Origin of the sequence: Microcoleus vaginatus HSN003 (genome assembly GCF_022701255.1) — a bacterium.
Lineage (GTDB): Bacteria > Cyanobacteriota > Cyanobacteriia > Cyanobacteriales > Microcoleaceae > Microcoleus > Microcoleus vaginatus_B.
In genome coordinates this window covers 4,025,743-4,050,724 of sequence record NZ_CP031705.1, presented here as the reverse complement: position 1 = coordinate 4,050,724, position 24,982 = coordinate 4,025,743, and the positions used below count along the sequence as shown (strand labels likewise).

General features: G+C 45.5%; 29 protein-coding genes and 3 rRNA genes. 21 read left to right on the top strand and 11 right to left on the bottom strand.

The window, feature by feature from the left end:
• The first annotated feature begins 135 nt into the window (after positions 1 to 135).
• Both apcB and D0A37_RS17555 read left to right on the top strand, forming a co-directional pair.
• Complete coding sequence (gene apcB, locus D0A37_RS17560; protein WP_006634930.1) at positions 136 to 621, top strand: allophycocyanin subunit beta; 486 nt, start codon at positions 136 to 138, stop codon at positions 619 to 621.
• Between the two features lie 265 nt (positions 622 to 886).
• Positions 887 to 1,090: a phycobilisome linker polypeptide gene (locus D0A37_RS17555; protein WP_006634929.1), complete on the top strand. Its 204-nt coding sequence runs from the start codon at positions 887 to 889 to the stop codon at positions 1,088 to 1,090.
• A gap of 110 nt (positions 1,091 to 1,200) precedes the next feature.
• Here D0A37_RS17555 and D0A37_RS17550 read toward each other — a convergent pair whose 3' ends face one another.
• Positions 1,201 to 1,623: an EamA family transporter gene (locus D0A37_RS17550; RefSeq protein WP_242716240.1), complete on the bottom strand. Its 423-nt coding sequence runs from the start codon at positions 1,621 to 1,623 to the stop codon at positions 1,201 to 1,203.
• 36 nt (positions 1,624 to 1,659) lie between these two features.
• Here D0A37_RS17550 and D0A37_RS17545 point away from each other — a divergent pair, with 36 nt between their 5' ends.
• The gene (locus D0A37_RS17545; RefSeq protein ID WP_242716238.1) at positions 1,660 to 2,880 is read left to right on the top strand and encodes an FtsW/RodA/SpoVE family cell cycle protein; all 1,221 of its coding nucleotides are present in this window, start codon (positions 1,660 to 1,662) and stop codon (positions 2,878 to 2,880) included.
• A 468-nt stretch (positions 2,881 to 3,348) separates the two neighbouring features.
• Here D0A37_RS17545 and D0A37_RS17540 read toward each other — a convergent pair whose 3' ends face one another.
• The gene (locus D0A37_RS17540; protein ID WP_242716236.1) at positions 3,349 to 4,002 is read right to left on the bottom strand and encodes a Crp/Fnr family transcriptional regulator; all 654 of its coding nucleotides are present in this window, start codon (positions 4,000 to 4,002) and stop codon (positions 3,349 to 3,351) included.
• A 431-nt stretch (positions 4,003 to 4,433) separates the two neighbouring features.
• On the opposite strand from D0A37_RS17540, the gene hslO reads away from it, so the two are divergent.
• The 3 genes from hslO to D0A37_RS17525 all read left to right on the top strand — a co-directional run bounded on the left by hslO (position 4,434) and on the right by D0A37_RS17525 (position 8,111).
• Positions 4,434 to 5,333, top strand: coding sequence for an Hsp33 family molecular chaperone HslO (gene hslO, locus D0A37_RS17535; protein ID WP_242716235.1), 900 nt, complete (start codon positions 4,434 to 4,436; stop codon positions 5,331 to 5,333).
• Positions 5,334 to 5,579: 246 nt separating this feature from the next.
• Positions 5,580 to 7,643, top strand: a complete 2,064-nt coding sequence (locus D0A37_RS17530; protein ID WP_242716234.1) for a hypothetical protein — start codon at positions 5,580 to 5,582, stop codon at positions 7,641 to 7,643.
• 213 nt (positions 7,644 to 7,856) lie between these two features.
• Entirely contained in the window at positions 7,857 to 8,111 is a 255-nt protein-coding gene (locus D0A37_RS17525) for an ester cyclase (protein WP_242716233.1), read from the top strand.
• Between the two features lie 137 nt (positions 8,112 to 8,248).
• On the opposite strand, the gene D0A37_RS17520 is transcribed toward D0A37_RS17525, so the two are convergent.
• The 3 genes from D0A37_RS17520 to D0A37_RS17510 all read right to left on the bottom strand — a co-directional run bounded on the left by D0A37_RS17520 (position 8,249) and on the right by D0A37_RS17510 (position 9,820).
• Positions 8,249 to 8,722, bottom strand: coding sequence for a TspO/MBR family protein (locus tag D0A37_RS17520; RefSeq protein WP_242716232.1), 474 nt, complete (start codon positions 8,720 to 8,722; stop codon positions 8,249 to 8,251).
• 301 nt (positions 8,723 to 9,023) lie between these two features.
• Positions 9,024 to 9,605 (bottom strand): hypothetical protein, encoded by a 582-nt coding sequence (locus D0A37_RS17515; protein WP_006634919.1) that lies wholly within the window; start codon positions 9,603 to 9,605, stop codon positions 9,024 to 9,026.
• Between the two features lie 41 nt (positions 9,606 to 9,646).
• The gene (locus D0A37_RS17510; protein WP_158308010.1) at positions 9,647 to 9,820 is read right to left on the bottom strand and encodes a hypothetical protein; all 174 of its coding nucleotides are present in this window, start codon (positions 9,818 to 9,820) and stop codon (positions 9,647 to 9,649) included.
• Positions 9,821 to 9,974: 154 nt separating this feature from the next.
• On the opposite strand from D0A37_RS17510, the gene D0A37_RS17505 reads away from it, so the two are divergent.
• On the top strand, positions 9,975 to 10,289 hold the full coding sequence (locus D0A37_RS17505) for an FmdB family zinc ribbon protein (RefSeq protein ID WP_039887678.1): 315 nt from the start codon (positions 9,975 to 9,977) through the stop codon (positions 10,287 to 10,289).
• 218 nt (positions 10,290 to 10,507) lie between these two features.
• On the top strand, positions 10,508 to 10,678 hold the full coding sequence (locus D0A37_RS29495; RefSeq protein WP_445242412.1) for a hypothetical protein: 171 nt from the start codon (positions 10,508 to 10,510) through the stop codon (positions 10,676 to 10,678).
• On the opposite strand, the gene D0A37_RS17495 is transcribed toward D0A37_RS29495, so the two are convergent.
• Entirely contained in the window at positions 10,675 to 11,304 is a 630-nt protein-coding gene (locus D0A37_RS17495) for a hypothetical protein (protein WP_242716229.1), read from the bottom strand. The genes D0A37_RS29495 and D0A37_RS17495 overlap by 4 nt on opposite strands.
• 134 nt (positions 11,305 to 11,438) lie before the next feature.
• On the opposite strand from D0A37_RS17495, the gene D0A37_RS17490 reads away from it, so the two are divergent.
• Complete coding sequence (locus D0A37_RS17490) at positions 11,439 to 12,263, top strand: NAD-dependent epimerase/dehydratase family protein (protein WP_242716227.1); 825 nt, start codon at positions 11,439 to 11,441, stop codon at positions 12,261 to 12,263.
• A gap of 60 nt (positions 12,264 to 12,323) precedes the next feature.
• On the opposite strand, the gene D0A37_RS17485 is transcribed toward D0A37_RS17490, so the two are convergent.
• Positions 12,324 to 12,956 carry a Uma2 family endonuclease gene (locus D0A37_RS17485; RefSeq protein ID WP_242716225.1) on the bottom strand — a complete coding sequence of 211 codons (633 nt, stop codon included), beginning with the start codon at positions 12,954 to 12,956 and terminating at the stop codon, positions 12,324 to 12,326.
• A 172-nt stretch (positions 12,957 to 13,128) separates the two neighbouring features.
• On the opposite strand from D0A37_RS17485, the gene D0A37_RS17480 reads away from it, so the two are divergent.
• The 3 genes from D0A37_RS17480 to D0A37_RS29490 are packed head-to-tail and all read left to right on the top strand — an operon-like array spanning position 13,129 to position 14,680.
• Positions 13,129 to 13,521, top strand: coding sequence for a DUF262 domain-containing protein (locus D0A37_RS17480; RefSeq protein ID WP_242716223.1), 393 nt, complete (start codon positions 13,129 to 13,131; stop codon positions 13,519 to 13,521).
• 37 nt (positions 13,522 to 13,558) lie between these two features.
• The gene (locus D0A37_RS17475; protein ID WP_242716221.1) at positions 13,559 to 14,398 is read left to right on the top strand and encodes a hypothetical protein; all 840 of its coding nucleotides are present in this window, start codon (positions 13,559 to 13,561) and stop codon (positions 14,396 to 14,398) included.
• 9 nt (positions 14,399 to 14,407) lie between these two features.
• Positions 14,408 to 14,680, top strand: a complete 273-nt coding sequence (locus D0A37_RS29490) for an HNH endonuclease (RefSeq protein WP_445242411.1) — start codon at positions 14,408 to 14,410, stop codon at positions 14,678 to 14,680.
• A 37-nt stretch (positions 14,681 to 14,717) separates the two neighbouring features.
• Here D0A37_RS29490 and D0A37_RS17470 read toward each other — a convergent pair whose 3' ends face one another.
• The 4 genes from D0A37_RS17470 to sufB all read right to left on the bottom strand — a co-directional run bounded on the left by D0A37_RS17470 (position 14,718) and on the right by sufB (position 19,974).
• A complete protein-coding gene (locus D0A37_RS17470) occupies positions 14,718 to 15,980 on the bottom strand; it encodes a SufS family cysteine desulfurase (RefSeq protein WP_242716219.1) in 1,263 nt (420 codons plus the stop codon).
• A gap of 177 nt (positions 15,981 to 16,157) precedes the next feature.
• Positions 16,158 to 17,522, bottom strand: a complete 1,365-nt coding sequence (gene sufD / locus D0A37_RS17465; RefSeq protein ID WP_242716217.1) for a Fe-S cluster assembly protein SufD — start codon at positions 17,520 to 17,522, stop codon at positions 16,158 to 16,160.
• Positions 17,519 to 18,310, bottom strand: a complete 792-nt coding sequence (gene sufC, locus D0A37_RS17460) for a Fe-S cluster assembly ATPase SufC (RefSeq protein WP_242716215.1) — start codon at positions 18,308 to 18,310, stop codon at positions 17,519 to 17,521. The genes sufD and sufC overlap by 4 nt, the downstream gene beginning before the upstream one ends.
• Before the next feature lie 224 nt (positions 18,311 to 18,534).
• Positions 18,535 to 19,974 carry a Fe-S cluster assembly protein SufB gene (sufB, locus tag D0A37_RS17455; protein WP_242725587.1) on the bottom strand — a complete coding sequence of 480 codons (1,440 nt, stop codon included), beginning with the start codon at positions 19,972 to 19,974 and terminating at the stop codon, positions 18,535 to 18,537.
• Between the two features lie 186 nt (positions 19,975 to 20,160).
• Here sufB and sufR point away from each other — a divergent pair, with 186 nt between their 5' ends.
• From sufR to D0A37_RS29085, 9 genes are all read left to right on the top strand, one after another.
• The gene (gene sufR / locus D0A37_RS17450; protein WP_242716213.1) at positions 20,161 to 20,865 is read left to right on the top strand and encodes an iron-sulfur cluster biosynthesis transcriptional regulator SufR; all 705 of its coding nucleotides are present in this window, start codon (positions 20,161 to 20,163) and stop codon (positions 20,863 to 20,865) included.
• Positions 20,866 to 20,947: 82 nt separating this feature from the next.
• Positions 20,948 to 21,355, top strand: a complete 408-nt coding sequence (locus D0A37_RS17445) for an NDH complex assembly factor CRR9 (protein WP_242716211.1) — start codon at positions 20,948 to 20,950, stop codon at positions 21,353 to 21,355.
• A 196-nt stretch (positions 21,356 to 21,551) separates the two neighbouring features.
• A 5S ribosomal RNA gene (rrf, locus tag D0A37_RS17440) occupies positions 21,552 to 21,668 on the top strand.
• A 243-nt stretch (positions 21,669 to 21,911) separates the two neighbouring features.
• Complete coding sequence (locus D0A37_RS17435; protein WP_242716209.1) at positions 21,912 to 22,067, top strand: NDH complex assembly factor CRR9; 156 nt, start codon at positions 21,912 to 21,914, stop codon at positions 22,065 to 22,067.
• Between the two features lie 196 nt (positions 22,068 to 22,263).
• Positions 22,264 to 22,380, top strand: a 5S ribosomal RNA gene (gene rrf / locus D0A37_RS17430).
• Between the two features lie 240 nt (positions 22,381 to 22,620).
• Positions 22,621 to 22,776 carry an NDH complex assembly factor CRR9 gene (locus tag D0A37_RS17425; RefSeq protein WP_242716208.1) on the top strand — a complete coding sequence of 52 codons (156 nt, stop codon included), beginning with the start codon at positions 22,621 to 22,623 and terminating at the stop codon, positions 22,774 to 22,776.
• A gap of 205 nt (positions 22,777 to 22,981) precedes the next feature.
• Positions 22,982 to 23,098: ribosomal RNA gene (rrf, locus tag D0A37_RS17420) — 5S ribosomal RNA — on the top strand.
• A gap of 231 nt (positions 23,099 to 23,329) precedes the next feature.
• The gene (locus D0A37_RS29090; RefSeq protein ID WP_278187080.1) at positions 23,330 to 24,052 is read left to right on the top strand and encodes a cytochrome P450; all 723 of its coding nucleotides are present in this window, start codon (positions 23,330 to 23,332) and stop codon (positions 24,050 to 24,052) included.
• A complete protein-coding gene (locus tag D0A37_RS29085) occupies positions 24,040 to 24,906 on the top strand; it encodes a cytochrome P450 (RefSeq protein WP_278187079.1) in 867 nt (288 codons plus the stop codon). Before D0A37_RS29090 ends, D0A37_RS29085 begins: the two co-directional genes overlap by 13 nt.
• Positions 24,907 to 24,982 lie beyond the last annotated feature (76 nt).

Below are 24,982 nucleotides of genomic sequence, written 5' to 3'. Positions count from 1 at the left end.
GGGGGTTGCCGGCAACAAGTTAAAAGCTTTTGCAAATAACCAGCCAGTTAAAAATCTTAAATCCCACATCCCAAATTCCAAATTCTAGCTCCAAAATTGGACTGACTCAGCCACTTTCTAGGAAACAAGACAACCATGCAAGACGCAATTACCGCCGTTATCAATTCCTCTGACGTTCAAGGTAAGTACCTCGACATCAGCGCTCTAGACAAGCTCAAGAACTACTTTGCTTCTGGCGAACTGCGCGTCCGCGCCGCTACAGCCATCAGCGCCAATGCAGCCACAATCGTCAAAGAAGCAGTTGCTAAGTCTCTGTTGTACTCTGACGTAACTCGTCCCGGCGGCAATATGTACACCACTCGTCGTTATGCAGCTTGCATCCGCGACTTGGACTACTACCTCCGCTACGCCACCTACGCTATGCTAGCTGGCGACCCTTCCATCCTCGATGAGCGCGTGCTCAACGGTTTGAAAGAAACCTACAACTCCTTGGGCGTGCCCATCGGTTCTACCGTACAAGCAATCCAAGCAATGAAAGAAGTCACCGCTGGTTTGGTCGGTTCTGACGCTGGTAAAGAAATGGGCGTCTATTTCGACTACATCTGCTCTGGCTTGAGCTAAGACTCAGGAAAAAGGAAGAAGGGAGAAGGAAGAAAGAAGAAGAAATAACACTTATTTCTTGCCTCTTTTAACTTTTAACTTTGGACTTGTTACCTTTGACTTTGAAAAGAGGTCAGGGAAGTTGAGAGTGATTGCTAGACCGTCAAAGGCTTGTCGAGAAAGCCCGACGAGTTTTAACGAGCTAGTTTTGACTCCTAACTCCCTGCCTTCAATCTTTAAAAAATCCATCTAATAATCTGTAAACCTACTCAGGAGTTAGTTTCCCATGAGAATGTTTAAGGTGACTGCTTGCGTCCCCAGTCAAACTCGCATCCGCACTCAGCGCGAATTGCAAAATACCTATTTTACTAAGCTCGTTCCTTACGACAACTGGTTTCGGGAACAGCAAAGAATTATGAAAATGGGCGGCAGAATTATTAAAGTGCAACTGGCTACCGGTAAGCCCGGAGCCAATACAGGTTTACTTTAAGAGCCGAAGCTGGATTAGTAGAGGGGTAAGAGGTCGCGATGACCTCTTTTTTGTTGTTATAGCAGAAGAAAGAATGTCCAGCGTTGTTAATTTAATCATTGACCAATATTTCAATAAGCGGAAAGTATAACTGCGATTATGGCTAACAAAACAGCAAGCATTTGTGGTAATGTAATAGCCTCTTTCAAGAATAAAGACGATAATAATATAGTAATCAGCGGGTAGATAGAGGTAACACTCACTACATTGGCAACTTCACCTTTGCCAAGGGCTATAAAAAATACTAATGATGCCACCGTCCCACAAACGCCCACTAACATCGCAAACAAAATCCCCCTAACATCTCCCTCAAAAGTAAAATTATTAGTCTGGAAAATAATAAATAAAGTAGTTAAAATAGCGCCAATTGCTTCATAAACAAAAGCAGTTTTGTAGTCAATATATTTAGTCGCTAAATTGCCAAAAAATCCCCACAAACCATATAACAGCGAGCAGATTAATGCGTAAATTAACCAATCTGGTACTTTAGCCATCTTTGTTAGAGTTTATTGAGATCATTCTAAAATCCTATGGCTAATGACATTCGACGCTTGATTCCATTTTTTGACCCCAGCGCGTCTCAATGGGCCGCTGAGGCCCGCTGGCTGAGGTGGCTGACTTTTCTGTGGCTGTTTGTAGGGCTGACAGCATTGTTTTCGGCTTCCTATCCCATTGCAAATTATGAATTTGGAGATGGCCTTTATTATTTTAAACGACAGCTAATCGCAGTGGCGATCGGGCTGGCCGGCTTTAACTTGATAGTGTACTCCCCACTGCGCTACATCATGAAAACAGCTCAGTTAGGGGTTCTATTGCTGCTGGGATTGCTCTGGTTGACCTTAGTTCCCGGAGTGGGAACCACAATCAACGGGGCGACTCGCTGGATATCTCTGGGCCCGGTTCCGATTATTCAACCTTCTGAGTTGATCAAGCCGTTTTTTGTTCTCCAAAGCGCCCGCATTTTCGGCAACTGGGCCCGATTGACGAATAAAGTTCGCTTAACTTGGCTGTTAATTTTCGGTGCAATGCTGTTGGGAATTTTGTTGCAGCCAAATTTGAGTACCACCGCTTTGTGCGGGATGACTTTGTGGTTGGTGGCTTTAGCGGCTGGCTTGCCTTACTTGCAGTTGGGCGCAACGGCTATGGGGGGAATGCTTTTGGCGGTTTTAAGTATTAGTTTTAGGGAATACCAGCGCCGCCGGATTATGTCTTTCCTCAATCCTTGGGCTGATCCGATGCAAGACGGCTATCAGTTGATTCAAAGTCTTCTGGCGGTGGGTTCTGGGGGCATTTGGGGTGTGGGTTTGGGGATGTCGCAGCAAAAGTTATTTTATTTGCCGATTCAGTACAGCGATTTTATTTTTGCTGTGTTTGCTGAGGAGTTTGGTTTGGTGGGAGGTTTCTCACTGTTGCTGATGTTGGCGGCTTACTCTACTGTGGCTTTGAGGGTGGCGACGCGGGCCCGGAATATTGAGAGTCAGTTGGTGGCGATTGGGGTGATGGTGGTGATGGTGGGACAGTCGCTGCTGAATATTGGGGTGGCGACGGGGGTTTTGCCAACTACGGGTTTGCCACTGCCGTTTTTTAGTTACGGGGGTTCTTCGATGTTGGCAAGTTTGTTGTTGTCGGGGTTGCTGATTCGGGTGGCTAGAGAGAGTTCTGAGGCTGATGTGGTTTCTTTGGATGGACGCAGAGGGAAGCCGGAAAAGCCGAATTTGCGATCGAACAACGCAACTACACAAACTGAATAATTTGTCAATAGTACACAAACCCGATTAACTGGTTCCCAGGCTCTGCCTGGGAACCAATCCCCAGAGGCTCTGCCTCGATTCTTGCTGGGGCAAATTGGAGGGGGAGCCTCCGGCTCTGCCTGGTAAGGCAGAGCCGGGGAACGAGTAATAGCAAATAAAAACTAACGATCGACTATTTCCGCCCGTCACCCTTATTTGGCGGTTCTTCTTGCTGTTCTTGAGGTTTAGCTGTGATGTCAGTTAATTCTTTTTTGTCGGGTTGCGGTGTTTCTTGGGTTGAGTTAGCCATGGAGTTTTGTCCTAAATAGATGCACCGCTTAATTATATCTTTTCCAACTGCAAAGGTATGGCTGTAGATAGCGGGAGCAAGAGCCAGACAAAAAATTCTCATGCACTGAGATTTGATAGCAAATACTGGAAGACTTTATTTAGATGCAAAAAAAGTGTAAATGCAAGTGGCTGTCGGTTCTAAATTGCTTGAGGGTTGCAGCTAAACAAATCCGACGTTGACGCAAAAACACCTTTGTTAAGAATTAAATGCCGATCGCCATCTCGACTGATTAACCCTTGCTGCTGCAATTTTCCCAGCATTCGAGTTACTGTTACCCGCGTCGTGCAAATCGCATTAGCAATATCTTGATGTGTCAAGCGGATATTCAAACGAGTTCCCTCAACCACAGGCTGACCGAATTCCTGTTGCAATAATAGCAGTAGCTGATACAAACGGTCATCTACTCGCCGCTGTCCGGCGATCGCTAAAATTGCTTCCATTTGCCGCAGCCGCCGTACCATTTGAGGCAGCAACTCGTGAGCCAATTGAGGAGAAGCTTCGATTTCCACCATAGAATACCACATCAAATAAACATCTGATGTCGCCGTAGCTCGGTAAGTCTGCAAGCTTGTCAACCACAAACCGAAGCACATCGAAGGCCCAACCCAACCCAAAAGTCCTTCTTCCCCGCTTGGATAAAGCGTACTCAATTGTGCTAGACCTTGACAGACTCGCCAAAGACCTTGCGACATCATAGGAATGGTTTCGCCCTTGGCATAAAAATGCAAGTTTCTAGTCGCTCCTGTGTTATGCTGGATTTCCGCTAAAAGTGCTTTGGATGTTGGTGGCATATCCCTTATTTCCAGCTAAAAAACATTGGTCTGAGACCTACGCCTCTCACTATAGCCGACAAAGGTAAAGGTTTGGTAATCGTCTGGTTAGCGGCAAGATAAGCTTTAGTCATTAGTCATTAGTCAGTAGTCATTAGTCATTAGTCATTAGTTGTTAGTTGTTATAAAATGACTGAGGGTACGCTAGCTTTGGGAAAATAAAGGCACTCGTTATTTGGGGCTTTTCCAATAAATATTTATGTTGAAGAATCCCTCAGAGTATGTGTTAATAAATAGTCGGTTAATTAAGGTTAAATAGAAAACAGAGGCGAGATCTGAAGTTCGATCGCACTCCCCAGCCCGCCGCGTCAACTCCTGCTATCTGCTGCCACAACCTTCAAGAACTTCTAAAATAGTTAAAGAAGGTATCAAAAGACAAAGTAAGGTTTTTCATGGCCGATCAATTAATTCGCGCTACAGCCGCAGAGGGCGGAATTCGCGCTGTAGGTGTCATTTCCACCCGCCTCACCGAAGAAGCAAGACAGCGGCACAAGCTCTCCTACGTGGCTACAGCCGCCCTCGGCCGCACAATGTCGGCGGGGCTGTTACTCGCCTCCAGCATGAAACGCCCCGAATCGAGAGTCAATATTCGCATCAAAGGAGATGGGCCGCTGGGCGGGCTTCTGGTGGATGCGGGACTTGATGGAACAGTTCGAGGTTATGTGGACAATCCCGGAGTGGAATTGCCGCCCAATGCTAAAGGCAAACTCGATGTCGGCGGGGCAATAGGTGACGGTTATTTGTACGTGGTGCGGGACGTTGGATACGGCTTCCCTTATTCAAGTACGGTAGAATTGGTTTCCGGCGAAATAGGGGACGATCTGAGTCACTATTTAGCAACCTCGGAGCAGACGCCTTCGGCTCTGGTTTTGGGGGTGTTTGTGGGGGCGGACGGGGTACAAGCGTCTGGGGGTGTGCTGTTGCAGGTTCTGCCGAAGGCGGCAACGGACGAAAAACTGGTGCAAACTTTAGAATCTAGAGTTGCTGCACTGGCGGGCTTTACGCCGCTGCTGCGATCGGGCAAAACGCTGCACCAGATTCTCGAAGAGTTACTGGGAGATATGGGCCTGGAAATTTTCCCGGAAACTCAGATGGTGCGCTTTGACTGTGGCTGTTCGTTCGATCGAGTTTTGGGAGCTTTGAAAATGTTGGGCGAAGCCGAACTCCAAGACATGATTGAAAAAGATGGGGGGGCTGAGGCTACGTGCCATTTCTGCAACGAGGTTTACCAAGCTAATAGCGACCAACTTGCAGAACTTATCGGCGATTTGCGCTCAAACTCCGGTTCTTGAGAGGATAATGTGTAATTGGCTCTATTGAGTGCGAGTTAGGAATGACGGCCTTGACCAATTGCCAATTACGCATTATCAATTACCTAATCACAAAATTTTGATTTTGGCGGTTTGGCGATCGGCTCTTGTAGTCTAGAGCCGACGGGAGTATGTAAAAGTGATGAATACATTTTATAGAGCAGTTGATAGCAGCGCTCGCAGTTTTTAAATAACTAACGCTGGCTGGTTGCTGTTTGTGGTGAGGATATGAGTCAAGATCGCAAAATACCAGGCCGTTGGTCTGCATCAGAATCTTTGGAGTCAAAAAAGGATACTTCGTCGCTGGTGCGTTTACCAGCAAGGAAAAACCGAGCTGAACGACTTAAAGAGCTCCGAGAGTTGGTTACTTCGGGAAAACTGCCGGGAGGGCATCTGGAACTACCGCCGAATTTGTCTGGGGAAAACTCGCAGTCGCCGGAGGAACACAATCCGTTTTGGCGCAAGTGGTCGAATAAGTGGCAGTTTTGGCTGGCGCTGAGTTTGATACTATCGGTGGGTATGGGGTTTGTGGCAATTGCGTCTTTACTCAACCTGACCTCGCAGTCAAATTGCTCAAAGATTTTTTGGCCGACGGCTTCTGCTAACGATCGCTTTTTTTGTGCTCAAGAAGCAGCAAGCAAGCGGACGGCGGATGATTTGCTCAGGGCGATCGAATTAGTGAATGCTTTGCCACAAGACCATCCGCTGCGGCCAAGAATTAACACTCAAATTGCTCGGTGGTCGGAGGATATGCTCAGGCTGGGAAATGCTAGTTTCCAAGAAGGAAAGCTGGAGCAGGCCATTGCGATCGCTCGCAAGGTTCCTCAAAACGTTCCCGCTTACGTGACAGTGGAAAAGCAGATTGAAAAGTGGCAGTCGATATGGAGCGATGCAGAGAAAATTTACCGCACGGCCGAAGACCACTTGCGTCAGGAAGAGTGGACGCTGGCTTTCCGCCAAGCTACTTTGCTTTTGGATTTGGGAAATACTTTCTGGGAATCGACTAAGTACGAGGAATTGACTAAGCTAATTCAGGCGACTCGGGCTGAGGGCAATAAGTTGGTAAAAGCCCGGAATACAGCAGCAGAGGGAGGTCTCGAAAATCTTGTGACGGGGATTAAGCTGGCTCAGGGAATTGGTCAAAACAGTTATTTGTATCAAGCTGCCAATAAGGCGATCGCGGAATTTAGTAAGAAAATTCTGGAAATCGCCCAAAAACGCTTGCAGACAGGGGATTGGCAGCAGGCGATCGCGATCGCTAACAAGATTCCCGACGCTGCAAATTTAAAGCGACAAGTTGAGGATTTTAACCAGTTGGCGAATGCTACTGCTCAGGCTTCGACCGGCTCTGTTGAGGGTTTCTCGAAGGCGATCGAGATCGCTCAAAATTTGAATTCTGGCCGCCCTTTATACAAACAAGCTCAAGATTTAGTCGGCCGCTGGCAACAAGAAATGGCTGATGTGAAAGTTTTGGATTTGGCAAGCAGACTGGCGGCGCCAGGTGGGGTAAATGATTTGAGGGCTGCGATCGCGCAATTGCAAACAGTCCCCCAATCAAATCCCCGCGCTTCGGAAGCTCGCAGTCAAATTAGCAGCTTGACTCGTCAAATCGAGCTGCTGGAAGACAGTCCGTATTTGCAAAGAGCGAACGATTTGGCGAGTACGGGCGATCCGAATGCTCTGGAAGCGGCCGTTGCTCAAGCTTCTCGGATCGGTAGAGGTAGAACGCTTTACGTGGAAGCTCAAACCAAAATTCAAGCTTGGATCGAGAGGAGACAGCGGCTTGTTGACCAGCCATTTTTGGATAGAGCTCAGCAGCTAGCGGCGAGTGGCAATTTGGCGGGGGCAATAGAGATGGCCCGCCGGATTCGATCGGGACGGGTGCTTTATGAGGAAGCTCGATCGAACATTCGGACTTGGGAGGCTCAATTTCAGGGCGAGCAAGATTTGCAGAACGCCCGTCAGGCCGCCCGAGCAGGGACTGCAGAGGCGCTACAAACGGCAATTGGGCTGGCCCTTCAGGTTCCGGAGTCGAGTTCGCTTCGGTGGCAGGCGACTGAGGCGATTGATGAGTGGAGCCAGCGAATTTTGGCGCTTGGTGTGGAAGAGTCGTCGTCGGATCTGGCTGGGGCGATCGCGACTTTGAAGAAAATTCCCTCGGGTACTCGGGCTTTTGAGCAAGCTCGATCGCAAATCCAAGTTTGGGAGGAGTCGCTGAATCCTCCGGATGTTGAATCTCCCCCTCCCGAACCCCCGGAAACCGAGCCTCCGAGCAGCCCTCCGAGTCGGTAAATTTGAGGGTGAGAAGTGGCTAACTAATATCTTTACTTATCCGTATTAGGGAACCAAAAATGAAAACGCCCAAGCAAGTGATCCAAGACTGGGTTTCTGCTGATAACGCTCGTGACCCTCACACCCTTATCGAGCTTTATCACGAGGATGCAGAGAACCATCAAGTTGCCTTGGGCGATCCTCTAAACGGGCGTGAGGCATTGGTTGAGAGTTTTGTTACTCTTGGAAGCTTTTCGAGACAATTACACGCACGTTGAGAATTTGTTTAAGGATGGCGAGTGGGCGATCGTCGAGTGGACTGGTGGCGGCACATTTCTAGGTGAGTTTGGTGGCAACCTACCAACTGGCAAAAGTTTTACGCTGCAAGGCTGTGGCTTCTTTCATGTTGTTGATGGCAAAATCCATTTTCAACGCGGTTACATAGACAAGCACACTTGGTTCATGCAGCTTGGGTTACCGATATCATAAGCTTCCAGTTGTGCAACTGTACTATTATTTCGCATCAAGTCTTTGCTGACTAAAACCTGCGTTGCAGGTAGATACTACCGAAAAAAGGTGCTTTTTCCGGATGCTTGCAATCCCATTAAAAGGACTAATTCCAGAGCCTAAACATCCGCCGGATTGAGGTGCATCATGACCCAAGTGGTGTAAGTGCCGATCGGACTCCAAAGTATGTAAGGCAGCAATAACAGGGCGCCAGGCTCGGAAACTTGCAACACACTTAAAGCTAGCATTACGCTTAAAATAGCGCCCGTTCCGCCGATTATTGTGCCGACTTTTAGGCTCCTAACTTTGCACATAACCGAGGTGTAAGACATAGTTACTATTTCTAAAAGCAGGTACAAACCCATTCTCAGCCAAGTCTCCTGAGTTCCCGGTTCTTTTTCCCAAACAATCACTGCTGACCAAGCTGCACAAATAAAAATTACTGTCCAAATTAGGGGAATTGCTCTTTCAAATACTAGCCATCTCGGACGCCGCAAGCGGTTGAACCATTGGATGTCGCTGGGCGGGATTATGTTAGCAGCTAGTGCTACTATCAAGGCGACGCCTCCAATTACCATCCAGGATTTAATCATTTTTTTACCTTGGGCGAGGTTGACAGGTTCAATTCAGCAGATATTATCTCTAATTTTAGCGATCGCGCAATCAGTCCCCAGTTATATTAGGTTGGGCTGAGTCGGGAAACCCAACATCAGTTGAAAAGTAATTTAGACTTCTGGGAAACCTCAATTTATTCTCTTCAATTGTCCTTCATAATATAATAAAATTGACTCTTGCTCCCTCCCCTTGACCAGGGGAGGGAGCGCGGGGGCTTTTCAGTAAATTTGAGCAGTAAATTTGACAAAAAGTCTCTTAGTCTTTCACAAAAATCGGCGACTAGCCAAGCCGATGATGCTGTTCTAATTCTAAACTAGAGTCATTCTCTTTTTTGGGAACCAGAAGCGTATTTTCGCTGCTCGGTTGCAACACGGCTTTAATCACTTGGAGAAAACGGTTAGGCTTTTTAGCTTGACCATTGAGAGTGCGGCGGTCTTGCACTTTTTTAGAAAGGTGCCGCATCACAGATAAATCGAGTTCATCTATGAAATGGTCGGCTATACGTTCTCCCATTAAATCAATAGCTTCAGCATACTGATCGGTCAGCGTTTCTATGGCATCGTATGCTTCGTCAGCAACTTGACTTGCTACTGTTTTATTGTGGTCGCCTGGTGTCTGGGAATGGCTGCGGCGTCGATCTAAAAGACTTTGGTAGTCAGCAATGCTCATTCCCAAATTGTAAAGATGGTGGTGAGCGTGATCCATCAAATCTACTTCACTGGGATAGAAGAAACCGCGAGTGCTGTTGATGCCGTGCAGTTTTGCCCAACGCCGCAGAGTTGTCTCCTCTTGCAGTTGGTATCGCTCCAACATTTGAGCTGTGTTCAGCTCTACTTCTGGCGTAACTTTGAAATCGCTCATCGGTAAATCCTCGCTGGTGAGTAAATAAATAAAATTGAAACTTAGAATCTGTGATTTGCGTACAGTCTGAAAATGACGATCAATCCTGTGACGGCATTGAGGGAAGTATTGCGGGCATTTGCTAGCCGTCGATCGTGCGATCGTTGGATCGATTCAGAGGATTTCAGGGTAGCGTAGTTTTGGGCTTTGTCTCGATCGCATCCGGGAGCAAGCACACAGGGTTAATAATATAGCTGATTTAAGGTTTTAACAACCGTTAAAAATAGTAAAGTTTGATTGTTGGGCTTGAATTATTAGTAATGTTGAGCTATAATATTCTCAATTACCGTGCAATTAGTAATTTTAGTAGTTGCAAACGAGATTCTTAGTATGCCTGTATACGATTATTTTTGTCCCAAAAACAACCAGCAGTTAGAAGTTTCGCACAGCATGAACCTGGAAGTTTCGACTTGGGGCCAACTGTGCGAGTTAGCTAAGTGCGAACCCGGGGACACTCCGGCAGATGCTCCGGTACGCCGACTGCTGAGCGCTCCGAGGTTGATGAAGCCGACATCCGACACCGATTATAAAAATTCGGGTTTCAGCAAGTACGTGAAGCGGGATGAAGGGGTTTATGAAAATGTCACGGCTAAGGATGGTGAAAGCCGTATTGTCAATCGAGATGGCAAGCCGATTAAAGACTGAGAATCCACAATAATCAAGTTTTCAGTTGAGTCAATTACAGATATTGGGTAGGGACACGGCACTGCCGTGTCCTGTATTTCATCGGATTGACAACTGCTATATTATTTAGATTATATTATTCCGATGCAGACCCAAACAAAACGCTCCACCGGACATAATATTATTAGCCAAACCAATCTTTCATTTTTTGTTTTGCTTGTTCTTTAGTATCAGCATTAATGTATACTGACACAGTAGCTATTGCCGCCAGCAAGACTCCCAAATCGTCGGTAAATCAGATACCGGCTAATATATCGGGAATGGCATCGACAGCAGATATAAAATACGTCAAAGCTCCAACTACAACTCCTTTGGCCCAAGCAGGCACGTTTGGGTTTTCAGCCGTCTAGTAGAGAATCAAAGCTTTTTCAACTACTTCTCTTCCTGCGGTTAAAGCAAAGTTTTTAATTTGAGTCCAAAAACTTTCATCTGAATAGTTAATTTTGGGGTTGCTGAGGTTTGTTGTGGTTCCTTTTGGATCTATCAAATCGAGAGGAATGCCCTTATTTTTGAGCTGGGAAACAGCAGAATTGAAGGAGGCTGATGCCTGATTTTTATTGGGCGCGGCTTCTCGTATTTGTTTCATGTCTGCGATGAATTCCTGCATGGCTTGGATTTGTAAGTCGGAAACCGCCAGCAGTGTTTTTGCGGATTGGACCGCCTCGCTTTCTCCGGGATGCAGCGTCTTATTTGCCCCAGCAATGTTAATTAAAAAATACATGACTCCCAAACGCAGCGGTTCTTCTGACTGGCTGAGTGTTTGCAAACAGTCGCTGAGTGATGGAGGAGTGCCTGTGTAGGATTGGATTTGAGTTTTTGCAGAGTCAGAAAATTTGTCTAAATTTATGGTTTTAAACAACAAATCTAGTTCGTCAATATCAATGGAACCATCGGCGGCTGCGATCGCAAACAAAGAACCATAAAAAGCTAAAAGTTCGCTTTCTGAGGAGGTGGCAAAAATATCTCTCTCGGACACGATGCTACTCCGATTGATAACGATGCTTTGCATTTTACCACAAAACTCCGCTCGAAATGATTTCGGCACCTGCATTCAAGGGCTGCGGAAACCGGCAATAATTTTAGAGAGTATGACACAATGGAGAATTTTTTATGAAAGTTGCGATCGTCGGCTGCGGCTATGTGGGTACTGCGACAGCCAAACATTTACGCGGCAAATCTGATTGTACCGTGACGGCGACAACTACCACGGCGACGCGAGTAGTTGAGTTGGAGGGTGTCGCACAGCGGGTAGCCGTGCTCAAAGGAAATGACAAAGATGCGATCGCCTCTGTACTGCAAGAACAAGATGCTGTTATGCTGTGCGTCGGTGCTCCAAATCCTCATGCTTATCGGGAAAGTTATTTAGATACTGCGACAACTTTAGTATCGGTTTTACAGCAGATACCGACAGTAAAGCAGGTTATTTATACGGGTACTTATTCTGTGTATGGCGATCGCCAAGGTGAATTGGTAAATGAAGATTCTCCCGTTGCGCCTGCTAATCCCAACAGTGAAATTCTCGCAGAAACAGAACGGGTTTTATTAGCAGCAACGAGTCCCAATCTTCACGTCTGCATTCTCCGTTTGGGAGGAATTTATGGGTCTGGGCGAGAATTAGTTAAAATCTTTGGAGGCTGGGCTGGGAGCACTCGTCCAGGTGCGGGGGAAGATGCTACTAATTGGGTGCATCGGGATGATGTTGTTGGGGGGTTAACCTTTGCTTTGGAAAATCGATTGCAGGGAATTTACAATTTAGTCGGGGATGTGTCGCTATCCAGGCGCGAATTGCTCGATCGCATTTTTGAAACTCACAATTTGCCTAAAGTTTCTTGGGATGGAAGTCCTAGTGTGCGGCCTTATAATGCTAGGGTGTCGAATCTAAAGATTAAGGCGGCTGGTTATCAGTTTGTTCATCCTGAGATTAGGGAGTTTTAATAGTCTTGGGCGCAGCACCTAATTATGTAGGGTGTGCACGGCGCACCTTGCTAGAGAATATTATATTTTCCCTTTAACCCAAGTTCTAAAGGATTTCAGCAAAGCAATTTCTCCTATCGTTTGAGTGCGAGTGAAAAACCCAGCCATTTCTGCTACCGATACAAAGGGAAAAGCAATACTAAAGTCGCGCTCAATATATTCAGTTTCTACCAACTGATAAAATTTCAAAACTCGCCCGTTATATAGCCAGAGTTCCGGGACGCGAAGTGCGGAGTAAATGGCCAACTTATCCACTGAACTGCTGGTAATATCTATTTCAATTGCTAAGTCGGGCGGTGGGGCAGTTTCTAAATCTAGTTCTTGCCTGCCTCTAACTGCTGCTTCATTTTGGATATAATAACAGTTATCTGGTTCTATGCCTTTTTTGGCATTTTTGAGTTTGAGAGTAGTTGAGCCAGCACTTTTAATTTCTATGTCGAGTTCTTCTGCTAAAGCAAGGATGAAATTACCGAAATTGCTCTTGTAGTTCTCATGTTCAAATAGTGGCGCCATAATTTCCAGTCTCCCTTCATCGTAAGCTATGCGATAACCTCGCTTATCGCCTATTTCTTTGAGCAACGTTTCAAAGGTCTGCCAGCTAATGTTTTCTAGCAGTGTTCTTTGTTCGGCTAAACTTGAAGTAGTAGCAATCATCTCAAAATCTCCTTGAGCTGAGAAAACTCTAGTTTTATTTTACCACGGACATGGCTGGCGATTGCAACAATCCCTTGCTACTACAATGTATTTACAGCAACTAAAGAATTGACAAATAACCATTATTGTTGTAATATAACATGGTCGCTCCTGACATAAATAATAACAAACTATGACTGAAAGCTTTTCACCCTTAGTAAAAGACACAACAAAAGCCCAAAGCGAAACCATAGAGACAGTTGTGTCTAGATTGAAAAACGGGCGTATATATATACCTGATTATCAGAGAGATGCTGAACAATGGAACTCTAGAAAAAAATCTATATTTATTGAGTCACTGTTAAACAATCTCACCATTCCCGCTTTCTTTTTCTGTGAAGATGAAAATCGCAACTATGAGGTGGTGGATGGCCAACAGCGACTTAATACTATCTGGCAATTTGCTGACGATAATTTTACAATTAGTAATGATTCAAATATTGAATACATAGCACCTCAGTCTGCATTATATGGTGGTAAAAAATTTAGTCAGTTGAATCAATCGAGACTTACAAAACATATTTAATGATTACTCGTTAACTATAATTTATATTCCGAAAAATTTGGAGTTGCCCACGAAGTTAGAAATATTCCGAAGAATCAATGAAGGAGGAACTCCTCTTTCTGGTCAGGATATTCGCCTAGCCTATTACAGCCAATCTAAAGCTGTTACTTTTATTCGTTTAGTAGGTATTCACGAAGATCCTAACAGGTTAGATGAAGATGATGATGAAACAGATAAATATGACCAAATTAAGCAGCCCTCTCAACGGATGCTTGAATTAGCTCAAAGTAAAGGACTTTCTAACCCTTGGGATAGCAATCCTGATGCTAAAGATATGTGGTATCAATGGTGGGAGGGAAAAGAAAGGGTCAAAGGGCAAACACCATCTTTGATGTTTTTATGGTATCTAGTTTGTCTCGATCGCAATAATTTCAATAACTTATTGAAAAGACCACATCATCTCCAAATGCACTTTGGAGGTTTGACTGAAAATGCTCTAGACCTTTACTGTCATCAGCTAAAGTATCAAGAAATCGAGCAAAAAGATCAGCAAAAAGTTATTGCTGATTTAGAATTAATATCTCAACGTTACTTTAATGGATTTGCCGAATGGATGGAAGTGATTTTATCCAGAGGAATGTCAGGAGTAAGTGTTGATAAATACAAACAGCTAGCTTTGTTTATAGCGGGAGCTGTTGAATTAAAAATCTCACCCAGTAACGTGTCTGATAAACAATGGAATTTAATTAGTGACTTCATTCGCAAACCTCGAAAAACTGGTAAAAATATACTGGCTTTCGATGGATACCCGGAACCAAAAGGTATTTGGAATGGGAAAAGAGGGCAAAAAGAACAGTGCGATAAAGCCGTTGAAATTGCCCGAAGTATTTTGAAGTAGGATGTTTTAATGGTTGATATTCCAGAAGCTTTGCAGCCATGCAATCCTCAAGCGAGAACTTTTCCCTTAATGTGGAAAGAAGCCTATTTTAGGTTACACTTTAACATAGAGTTGAAGGGATATGTTTGCCCTAGTTGCAAGAGAGTATTTCGAGGACCTAAAGGTTTTAATGAACTAAAAGCCGATCACATTTACCCTTTTAGCAAAGGAGGTTTAACTATATGGGATAATCTTCAGCTCCTCTGCTTCCGGTGTAACCTAAGTAAAAGCAATAAGGTTTAAGTAATTTGGTAGGGCAGGCACTGCCCGCCCTACTAAATTAGCCCATAATCCCACCAAAAAAGTCGATCGTCTCTTTCAACACTTTTACAAACACATCAATCTCCTCGCGAGTATTGTAAAAATATAAACTCGCCCGCGCAGTCGATGAAATATTCAAATAGCGGTGCAAAGCTTGCGTGCAGTGATGCCCGGAACGAATCGCGACTCCCTCCTGATCTAACATGGTAGACAAGTCTTGAGGGTGAATTTCTCCCGCAGTAAATGCCGCCAAAGCTGCCCTACCTTCGCCGTTGCTGTCTGGTTGTGGCCCGTAAATTTTGATTTCGGGAATTTGCCGCAATTGTTGGAACATATAAGCAGTCAATTCTGCTTCGCAAGCGTGAATTTTATCCATGCCAATGTTACTAAGATAATCGATTGCTGCACCAAGGGCGATCGCCTCGCCGATTGCAGGCGTGCCGGCCTCAAATTTGTGCGGCAAATCGGCATAGGTGGAATAATCGAGAAATACGTCAGCAATCATCTCACCGCCGCCGAAAAACGGAGGCATTTCTCTCAGCAAGTCCAGCTTACCGTACAGAAAACCGATGCCAGTTGGAGCGCACATTTTGTGGCCTGAAGCAACCAGCCAATCGCAATCTATTGCTTGCACATCTACTATCATGTGCGGCACGCTTTGGCAAGCATCTATTAAAACTTTCGCGCCGAAACTGTGGGCAATTTCGCAAATTTCTTTGACAGGACTAATGCAGCCTAAAGTATTAGAAACGTGAACGGTTGACACCAATTTTGTTTTATGGGAAATCAGCGTTTTAAACTGTTCCAAATCAAACTCGTGAGTTTCCGTTAACTCGACAAACTTTAGCACCGCACCGGTTCTTTGAGCCATCATTTGCCACGGAACGAGATTGCTGTGGTGTTCCATCACTGACAAGATGATTTCATCTCCGGCTTGTAGATTGCTCAAACCCCAAGAGTAAGCAACCAAATTAATCGCTTCCGTGGCGTTGCGAGTGTAAACAATTTCTTGCCGCGACGCGGCATTTATAAAAGCAGCAACTTTGTCTCTAGCACCTTCGTAAGCATCAGTCGCTTTGGCGCTGAGAGTGTGAGCGCCGCGGTGCACGTTTGCATTGTATTGTCCGTAGTAATCACGCCAAGCGTTGAGTACAGCTAGGGGTTTTTGAGAAGTAGCTGCATTGTCTAGATAAATTAGCGGTTTTCCGTTGACTTTTTCATTCAAAATAGGGAAGTCGCCGCGAACTTTTGATGCGAGTGTTTTTTCTTGAATAAGTGTCATAAATTTCAGAAGTTAGTATTGTTGCTGATTCTGGGCGGGCTAGAAGCCCACCCCACAGGAAAATTAATTTTTGTGGAACCGGCTTCGACGTTGTGCCTGATTCTGGGCGGGCTAGAAGCCCACCCCACAAGAATATTTATTTTTGTGGAACAGGCTTCGCCGCTGTTGGTGATTCTTTTATCCTTGGATAGCCACACAGGTAGAAAGCATTTTTGCTACCCCAACAATTGGTAATTGATTGAGCATTTCTGCCGCAAAAGCATCGATTAGCAAATAGCGACTTCTCTCTAAATCCAAACCGCGACTTTGCAAGTAGAAAAGTTCATCATCTTCTAATTGACTGACAGTTGCACCGTGGGAACATTTAACGTTGTCGGCGACAATTTCTAACTGCGGTTTGGTATCTACGCGAGCTCTCGGCGACAGCAACAGATTCCGGCTCAATTGTCCGGCATCTGTTAATTGTGCGGCTTTGCGAACGAAAACTTTGCCGTTAAATACAGCGCGAGCTTTGTTGCCGACAATGCACTTGTGCAATTGGCGACTTGTACCGTGAGGGTGATTAAAATCGATTAAACTGTGAGTGTCCGCCACCTGTTCCCCAAAGGCTACGCTTAAGCCGTTTAAAGTTGTTTCAGTGGCTTCGCCGCGCTGAAAAACTTCTAAATTGTGCCGCGATATTTTGCCTCCCAAGCTGATAGCATGACAAGTGTAACGGCTGTTGCGAGATTGCTCGATCGCACTTTTGCCGATATGAACAACCTCCCCACCTTCCCGCTGAAGCCGAACGTGATTCACAGTGGCGTTTTCGCCGACAACAACATCGGTTACAGCATTCGTAAACGCTGGTACATTACCGATAGTTGCGTAATCCTCAACCAGCGTGACATTGCTTCCAGGCTCAGCTATGACTAAGCAGTGCGGCTGGGACATCGTGGGAGATGTACCTGGCGCTGTCAGGAACAGCAAGTGAATCGGAAGGTCGATCGACATATTGGCCGGCACGAACACCACCGCAGAATCCGCCAAACCCGCAGTATTCAGCGCCGTAAACACCTCAGTTTGCTGTCTGTGCTTGCTCAAAACATCGCTGATGCGCTCTTGATATTTTTCGGGTACATTGGATAGATTACCTGCGTAAAAGTCGATCCTCTTCGAGGGCTCCGCTAACGGCAAATTCGGCAAAACCAACGACTCCACCGTTGACAAATCCGGTGCATAAAAACCGTTGACAAATACCAATCTTAATGGTAAATCATCCCGATTTTTCACTGGCATAATGATATCAGCCAGCTTAACTTTTGACTGATTGCTCTGGGGTATATGAAAAGGAATTTGCAACACCGACGACAAATCAGTAAAGCGCCATTCTTCATCCCTCACCGTCGGAAAACTCGAAGCAAGCACGTATTCCGTCGCCGCATCCCGCAAATCCTGCAACCCGTAAGCCGCACTTTTGCTATTAGCAGCCTCCAACTTACCGCACTGATTCACCAACTCAGTCAAAAACATTTCCCTACTAGCAACTTGCGTATTCATCATCGCGCGCCTACTCCTGCTGCTTCCTCTTCCACAACCCAGTCATAACCGCGTTCTTCCAATTCCAGCGCCAACTCTTTCGGGCCAGTCAAGATAATTCTGCCGGCTTCCATGACGTGAATAAAATCAGGAATAATGTAATTCAACAACCGCTGATAGTGAGTAATCACCAACATCGAATTTTCAGCAGTTGACAACTGATTCACACCGCCGGCGACAATCTTGAGAGCATCGATATCCAAACCTGAATCAGTCTCATCTAAAATAGCTAATGTCGGTTCCAACAGCGCCATTTGCAAAATTTCATTCCGCTTTTTCTCGCCGCCGGAAAAACCCTCATTAACGCTGCGGCCTAAAAAAGAATCATTCATCTTGACAATATCCAGCTTTTCCTCGATTAAATCTTGGAAATCAAAAGCATCCAATTCTTCCAAGCCGCGATGTTTGCGGTGAGCATTGTAAGCCACGCGCAAGAAATCCAGATTGCTAACACCGGGGATTTCTAAAGGATATTGAAAAGCCAGAAATACGCCCGCCAGAGAACGTTCTTCCGGCGGTAATTCCAGCAAATTTTGACCCAAAAAAGTAACTTCTCCGCCCGTTACCGTATAAGCAGGATGGCCGGCTAATATCTTGGATAAAGTGCTTTTTCCCGAACCGTTCGGCCCCATAATCGCGTGAATTTCACCCGATTTAATTTCCAGATTCAAACCCTTAAGGATTTGGGTATCTTCCACATTCGCAGTTAAATCGCGGACGGATAGCACCACTTGACTATTTTCAACAATCATCTATTTTTGTCCTCATTCCTCAATGCACTTTACAGTTTTTTCTTCTCTTTCCTAGGCTCTGCCTAGGAATGCGTGTCGCGAGGCTCTGCCTCGTTGGAAACGGGAGAGAGAAATGTGAGGCAGAGCCTCTAGATATGCGTTACCAGGCAGAGCCTGGTAACGAGGGTTTCTCGCCCGCCAAAATATTTTCTTCCTTCTTCCTTCTTCCTTCTTCCCTCTTCCTTCTACCCGACACTTCCTTCCAGTTTCAGACTCAACAGCTTATCAGCTTCCGCTGCAAATTCCATGGGTAACTGATTGAAAACATCTTTACAGAAACCGCTAATCATCATCGAAATAGCATTTTCTGCGGAAATTCCCCGCTGTGCGAAGAAGAACAATTGCTCTTCCCCAATCTTAGAAGTTGAAGCTTCGTGTTCGACTTTAGCAGTGTGGTTCTGCACTTGAATATAAGGGAAAGTATTCGCTTGAGCGTTGTCGCCAATCAGCATCGAATCGCATTGAGAGTAATTGCGAGAGCCTTTAGCATTAGGCCCCATTTTCACCAAGCCGCGATAGCTGTTGGATGAATTACCCGCAGAAATTCCCTTAGAAATAATCGTGCTGCGAGTGTTTTTACCAACGTGGATCATTTTGGTGCCGGTGTCAGCTTGCTGCTTGTTATTTGTCAGCGCTACTGAGTAGAATTCACCCACCGAGTTGTCGCCGACTAACACGCAACTGGGATATTTCCAAGTAATCGCGGAACCGGTTTCTACTTGTGTCCAAGAAATCTTAGAATTAACTCCCTGACACAAACCCCGTTTCGTCACGAAGTTGTAAATGCCGCCTTTGCCGTTGGCGTCGCCAGCGTACCAGTTTTGCACGGTGGAGTATTTGATATCCGCATTGTCCATTGTTACCAATTCCACGACGGCGGCGTGCAGTTGGTTGGTGTCAAACATGGGCGCGGTGCAGCCTTCGAGGTAAGACACTGAGCTGTTTTCTTCTGCCACAATTAGGGTGCGCTCGAACTGGCCGGAATCTCCGTTGTTGATGCGGAAATAGGTTGACAATTCCATCGGGCATTTGACGCCTTTGGGAATGTAAACGAAGGAACCGTCGCTGAATACGGCGGAGTTGAGGGCTGCGAAAAAGTTATCGCCGACTGGTACGACGCTGCCGAGATATTTTTCTATTAGTTCGGGATAATCTTTGACGGCTTCTGAGATGGAACAGAAAATAACACCATCTTTGGCTAACTTTTCTCTAAATGTTGTGGCAATTGAAACGCTGTCAAAAACGGCGTCAACGGCGACATTTCCGAGCCGTTTTTGTTCGGATAGGGGAATGCCGAGTTTCTCGAAGGTTTCTAGCAGTGTCGGATCAACTTCGTCCAAACTGTTGAGCTTTTTGGGCTTTTGTTTGGGCGCGGAATAGTAGATAATTTGTTGGTAGTCGATCGCGGGATAGTTGACGTGGGGCCAGGTGGGCTCGGTCATTGTCAGCCACTTCCGGTATGCTTTGAGGCGGAATTGCAGCATGAATTCCGGTTCGTTTTTCTTGGAGGAAATCAGGCGGACTACATCTTCGCTTAAGCCGCGGGCGATGGTGTCTGATTCGATGTCGGTGACGAAACCGTATTTATAGGGCTGGTTGACTAGGGTTGTGACTGTAGAGCTCATTAATTTTGCGCTTTCGAGTGTTCTGGATAAGTCTCTCAAAGATGGCAGACGCTGAACTGTCGGGGGCCCGGCGAGTTCTGGGGGCTGCTCTAGGAAGTAAAACAACTGATTTGTTGCTTTAGTATATTTTAAGCTACATTAACAACAGTGATATTGTCAAAGTCAAATTAATAATTTTTTGTGAAGATGATGGAGACTACTCAGCAGACTTCCACCAAACAAGACATCCTGGAATATTTGCTCAAGGGGGGGCAGGGGACGGCTCTTGAGTTGGCGGAGTCTTTGGATATCAGCCCGCAGGCGATTCGCCGTCACTTGAAGGATTTGGAAGCGGAGGGGCTGATTCAGTATCAGTCGGTTCAGGCTGGGATGGGGCGGCCGCAGCACATTTATGAGCTTACCAGTCTGGGGCGCGATCGATTCCCGAATCGTTACGGTGATTTTGCAGTGTCTTTCCTGGATACGTTGGCGGAAACCGTCGGCCGCGAGCAAGTGATTACTATCTTGCGAAAACAGTGGCAGCGCAAGGCTACGGACTACCGGCGGCTAGTGGGTACGGGTTCGCTGCAAGAACGGGTGACTAAGTTGGTGGAACTCCGCAGGGCTGAAGGTTATATGGCTGAGTGTTATCCTGTAGAATCTGTAGAGGTTGGGATGTGCGATCGCGACGTTAAGGGCGATCGATTTGTGTTGATGGAACACAACTGCGCCATTTCTAATGTTGCTGAAACTTTTCCGAGTGTGTGTGGCAATGAGTTGGAAATGTTTGCAGCGGTTTTGCCGGACTGTATTGTGGATCGGACTCACTGGATTATTGATGGGGAACACCGCTGCGGTTATTTGATTGCAAGGAAGAAGGAAGAAGGAAGAAGGAAGAAGGAAGAAGGATAAGAATTACTAATTACAAATTACCAATCCTAAATTCCAATTACTAATTACCAATTACTAATTACCAATTACCAATTTTTAATATATGGAACCGCTAGCAGATTTTTTAAAGCCGGAAGAGTGTGCCGAAGTTGATATGGCGCTGCTGTCGTCGAAGGAGAAGTTTTCGGCGCGGGTGGCAATTTATGCTTTGAGGGTGCTCAAGCAAATTTCTGGGGAGACTGGTTTGCCGGTGGCTGAGGTGACTAATGGGCAGGTGATGGATTGGATTAAGAATGATGAGAGTATTAAAGGGTCGATCGAACTTGATGCTAGTTTTGAAAACTTTTTTACGAATTTGGTGGTGGCGTCTTTGCGGCCTTTGAGGCAAATTGCGACAGAAGCCGAGATCCCGATCGAACAATTAACAGTTAAGCAGGTCGTGGCTTGGTTTGAGAAGGACGGGAAAATTCGCAGAGAGCAGGGTGTGGATGCGGCGTTTTTGGATTTGTGAGTTAAAGGTCGATCGTCCGCACCCCCAAACCAGGCCTCAAACCCCGATAATTCGAGGGGTTTCGGGCGATAGAAAAAAAGTTTGGACTTTGGGGTTGACAGACTAGGGAAAACTTGATAAGGTAATTAAGTCGAGCGAAAGAGATGCAGCGCATCAAACTTAACGCAGACACAGGATAAAAAGTTTTCAAAGCTTTCCTGGTGCTTATGATGTAATGGAACCACTCCGATCCATCCCGAACTCGGTTGTTAAACGTTGCTATGGCGAAGATACTCGGCGGGTCACTGCCCGGTAAAATAGCTCAGTGCCAGGTTAATAATAAACTAAAGCTCTTTTCCCGCAACAACGGAAAAGGGCTTTAGTTTTTTGGTGAGTTATTACTCATCTACACAAAAGCAAGTCTTGGGCCGACATGATGCTTAACCCCTACTCCCCACAAGAATTGTTAGAGATGTCTTGGGTGCCAGTTTCGTAGAAATCTCAATATTATCCGCCAGCAGCAGATTTTGGGTCGATCGAACTTGATGCTAGGAGTTTGGAAAACTTTTTTACGAATTTGGTAATTGCGTCTTTGCGACCTTTGAGGCAAATTGCTACAGAAGGCGAAAGGGCGATCGAGCAATTAACAGTTAAGCAGGTCGTGGCGTGGTTTGTGAAGGATGGGAAAATTCGCAGAGAGCAGGGAACCGATGCGGCTTTTTTGGACTTGTGAGTTAAAGGTCGATCGGCCTCACTGACAAATAATACGTCAAACTCGGCTATTGGGGGCTGTTTCGGGCGAGCTAAAAAAAGTTTTGACTTTGGGGTTGACAGACAGGGGAAAACTTGATAAGGTAATTAAGTCGAGCGAAAGAGATGCAGCGCATCTGACCTAACGCAGACACAGGATAAAAAGTTTTCAAAGCTTTCCTGGTGCTTATGATGTAATGGAACCACTCCGATCCATCCCGAACTCGGTTGTTAAACGTTGCTATGGCGAAGATACTCGGCGGGTCACTGCCCGGTAAAATAGCTCAGTGCCAGGTTAATAATAAATTAAAGCTCTTTTCCCGCAACAACGGAAAAGGGCTTTAGTTTTTTGGTGAGTTATTAGTCATCTACAGAAAAGCTCGTCTTGGGCCGACAGGATGCCTAACCCCTACTCCCCAGCAGAATTGTTGGAGATGTCTAACGTGCGAGTTTTGTAGAAATCTCAATATTCTCCGCTAGGAGCAGATTTTGGGTCGATCGAACTTGATGCGAGTTGTGAAAACTTTTTTACGAATTTGGTAATTGCGTCTTTGCGGCCTTTGAGGCAAATTGCTACAGAAGCCTCCATGGCGATCGAACAATTAACAGTTAAGCAGGTCGTGGCGTGGTTTGTGAAGGACGGGAAGATCCGCAGAGAGCAGGGTGTCGATGCGGCTTTTTTGGATTTGTGAGTTAAAGGTCGAGCGGCAACACTGGCAAAATACGTCAAACTCGGCTATGGGGGGCTGTTTCGGGCGAGCTAAAAAAAGTTTTGACTTTGGGGTTGACAGACAAAGGAAAACTTGATAAGGTAATTAAGTCGAGCGAAAGAGATGCAGCGCATCAAACTTAGCTCAAGCTTAACGCAGACACAGGATAAAAAGTTTTCAAAGCTTTCCTGGTGCTTATGATGTAATGGAACCACTCCGATCCATCCCGAACTCGGTTGTTAAACGTTGCTATGGCGAAGATACTCGGCGGGTCACTGCCCGGTAAAATAGCTCAGTGCCAGGTTAATAATAAATTAAAGCTCTTTTCCCGCAACAACGGAAAAGGGCTTTAGTTTTTTGGTGAGTTACAGATGTTTGTAATATGACAAGTGCGTAAGTCCAGAGCTTGTTGCGTATTTGAAAAGGAGTTAATGCTAGAGCCACATCAGGCAATTACCAAGTCGAACGTTTTATATTTAATTACGTTGACTTACTTAATCTCCATTTCAAGCTAGTATATGGGTAATAAAAAACTATGGACTTGGGCAGATTTATGTTTCAAAGCATTACTTCTCCAATAAATGGTTCTTCTTCCTTCTTGTCATATTTAGTAATAGTATTAGGCGTTACTAGCATAGCGTCTATACTGAGTTGGCGATGGTGGAAAGGCAAGGAAACGTATAAATCGCTACAATCTCTCCCGTCGCCTCCCCAATATTGGGTGTTAGGAAATCTACCACAAGTATTAGCAGCAGTAAAACAGAAGAAATTATTTCAGCTATTTTTTGATTGGAGCCAGCAGTTAGGGCCGATGTATGTCATCTGGAATGGCAGGAGTCCCTTTGTGATTTTAAGTAAACCAAAAGTAATTGAAGATACCATTATCAATGGAATGAGAGATGGTAGCTTAATTAGACCCAAGCAATTACGCCAAGCATGGAACGATATCAGTGGTTCTATTATGCTCGGAGAAACTGGAACGGAGTGGCAGTGGCGACGCAAGGCTTGGAATCCAGAATTTACTTCGAGCAATCTTTCCAAATATCTAGAAATAATTAGCCAAGCTTGCGAACAAGTCATTGAGACGCTCAAACAAGTTGCACCTCCAAAAGAAGTGGAGGTAGATCTTCTGTTTGTGGAACTAACAATGCGGGTGATTTCCTCTTTGGTACTAGGTATTCCTGTAGATAGAAATAGTACCAGTCAGGAAGGCCCCCCCTGGAAGTTAGTAAGGTGTATGAAGCGATGTCTATTTTAGGCTATCGTTTCCTGCGACAAGCTACGGGGGAGAAAATATGGATGAAATATTTGCCAACTCAGAATTCACGGGATTATTGGGCAGCAAGGCGATATTTAACCGAATTTCTTACTCCCCGGGTAGACTTAGCTTTACAGATGAGAGAACAAAATCAAACTGATTTCCCACCAGTCAGTAGTTTGTTTAGGGAATCAATGTTAGTCAAAATTGCGACTAAAGAACCAAAATATGACCGCGAAACTTTAATATCAGAATCGATTGAACTATTAATAGCTGGGACTGACACCACAGCCCATACTTTATCCTTTGCACTTGGAGAGTTGAGCTTAAATCAAAGAGTTTTTCAACAAGCACGGGACATCGTTGACCAAGTTTGGCAAAAACAAAGTGGGATTAACCTAGAAAACCTCAAAGAATTAGCTTATATTCGTGCCATTATCAAAGAAACACTGCGGCTTTATTCAGTTGCCTCCGGCTCAACTACATTAGAGGCTCAACGGGATACTCTAATTGAGGGTACAGTGATTCCGCGTGGGACGAGAGTATCCTGGTCAATGCTTGCAGCCGGAAGAGATCCAGAAGTTTATGCTAACCCAGAGGAATTTCTGCCCGAACGTTGGCTAGACAAGAATAAGGAAACAAGTTCACTGCCAATGATAGACTTTGGCTCAGGGTCGCATCGTTGCTTAGGAGAGCATCTATCAATGCTGGAAGGAACAATGATGTTAGCATTATTGGTGCGCCACTTCGATTGGGAGTTAGTCAACGGTCGTTCTTCTCTCGAAGAATTACAGCAAAACCTGTTAATTTATCCGTCAGATCGAATGCCAGTACGCTTTCGAGAGAGAAACTAAGCCTAAACCTTTCAAACACCGCAATTTTTAGGAATATACAAGATAGCCCGATTAGCGCTCTTCTGTCACTCTAAGC

Coding starts and splice junctions, on each gene's coding strand:
- D0A37_RS17550 (WP_242716240.1), bottom strand. CDS start 1,623: ATGGCTAAAGTACCAGATTGGTTAATTTACGCATTAATCTGCTCGCTG.
- D0A37_RS29090 (WP_278187080.1), top strand. CDS start 23,330: ATGGACTTGGGCAGATTTATGTTTCAAAGCATTACTTCTCCAATAAAT.
- D0A37_RS17490 (WP_242716227.1), top strand. CDS start 11,439: ATGAAAGTTGCGATCGTCGGCTGCGGCTATGTGGGTACTGCGACAGCC.
- D0A37_RS17505 (WP_039887678.1), top strand. CDS start 9,975: ATGCCTGTATACGATTATTTTTGTCCCAAAAACAACCAGCAGTTAGAA.
- hslO (WP_242716235.1), top strand. CDS start 4,434: ATGGCCGATCAATTAATTCGCGCTACAGCCGCAGAGGGCGGAATTCGC.
- D0A37_RS29085 (WP_278187079.1), top strand. CDS start 24,040: ATGTCTATTTTAGGCTATCGTTTCCTGCGACAAGCTACGGGGGAGAAA.
- sufC (WP_242716215.1), bottom strand. CDS start 18,310: ATGATTGTTGAAAATAGTCAAGTGGTGCTATCCGTCCGCGATTTAACT.
- D0A37_RS17545 (WP_242716238.1), top strand. CDS start 1,660: ATGGCTAATGACATTCGACGCTTGATTCCATTTTTTGACCCCAGCGCG.
- D0A37_RS29490 (WP_445242411.1), top strand. CDS start 14,408: ATGGTTGATATTCCAGAAGCTTTGCAGCCATGCAATCCTCAAGCGAGA.
- sufD (WP_242716217.1), bottom strand. CDS start 17,522: ATGATGAATACGCAAGTTGCTAGTAGGGAAATGTTTTTGACTGAGTTG.
- D0A37_RS17520 (WP_242716232.1), bottom strand. CDS start 8,722: ATGATTAAATCCTGGATGGTAATTGGAGGCGTCGCCTTGATAGTAGCA.
- apcB (WP_006634930.1), top strand. CDS start 136: ATGCAAGACGCAATTACCGCCGTTATCAATTCCTCTGACGTTCAAGGT.
- D0A37_RS29495 (WP_445242412.1), top strand. CDS start 10,508: ATGTATACTGACACAGTAGCTATTGCCGCCAGCAAGACTCCCAAATCG.
- D0A37_RS17445 (WP_242716211.1), top strand. CDS start 20,948: ATGGAACCGCTAGCAGATTTTTTAAAGCCGGAAGAGTGTGCCGAAGTT.
- D0A37_RS17515 (WP_006634919.1), bottom strand. CDS start 9,605: ATGAGCGATTTCAAAGTTACGCCAGAAGTAGAGCTGAACACAGCTCAA.
- D0A37_RS17485 (WP_242716225.1), bottom strand. CDS start 12,956: ATGATTGCTACTACTTCAAGTTTAGCCGAACAAAGAACACTGCTAGAA.
- sufB (WP_242725587.1), bottom strand. CDS start 19,974: ATGAGCTCTACAGTCACAACCCTAGTCAACCAGCCCTATAAATACGGT.
- D0A37_RS17470 (WP_242716219.1), bottom strand. CDS start 15,980: ATGACACTTATTCAAGAAAAAACACTCGCATCAAAAGTTCGCGGCGAC.
- D0A37_RS17480 (WP_242716223.1), top strand. CDS start 13,129: ATGACTGAAAGCTTTTCACCCTTAGTAAAAGACACAACAAAAGCCCAA.
- D0A37_RS17530 (WP_242716234.1), top strand. CDS start 5,580: ATGAGTCAAGATCGCAAAATACCAGGCCGTTGGTCTGCATCAGAATCT.
- sufR (WP_242716213.1), top strand. CDS start 20,161: ATGATGGAGACTACTCAGCAGACTTCCACCAAACAAGACATCCTGGAA.
- D0A37_RS17555 (WP_006634929.1), top strand. CDS start 887: ATGAGAATGTTTAAGGTGACTGCTTGCGTCCCCAGTCAAACTCGCATC.
- D0A37_RS17540 (WP_242716236.1), bottom strand. CDS start 4,002: ATGCCACCAACATCCAAAGCACTTTTAGCGGAAATCCAGCATAACACA.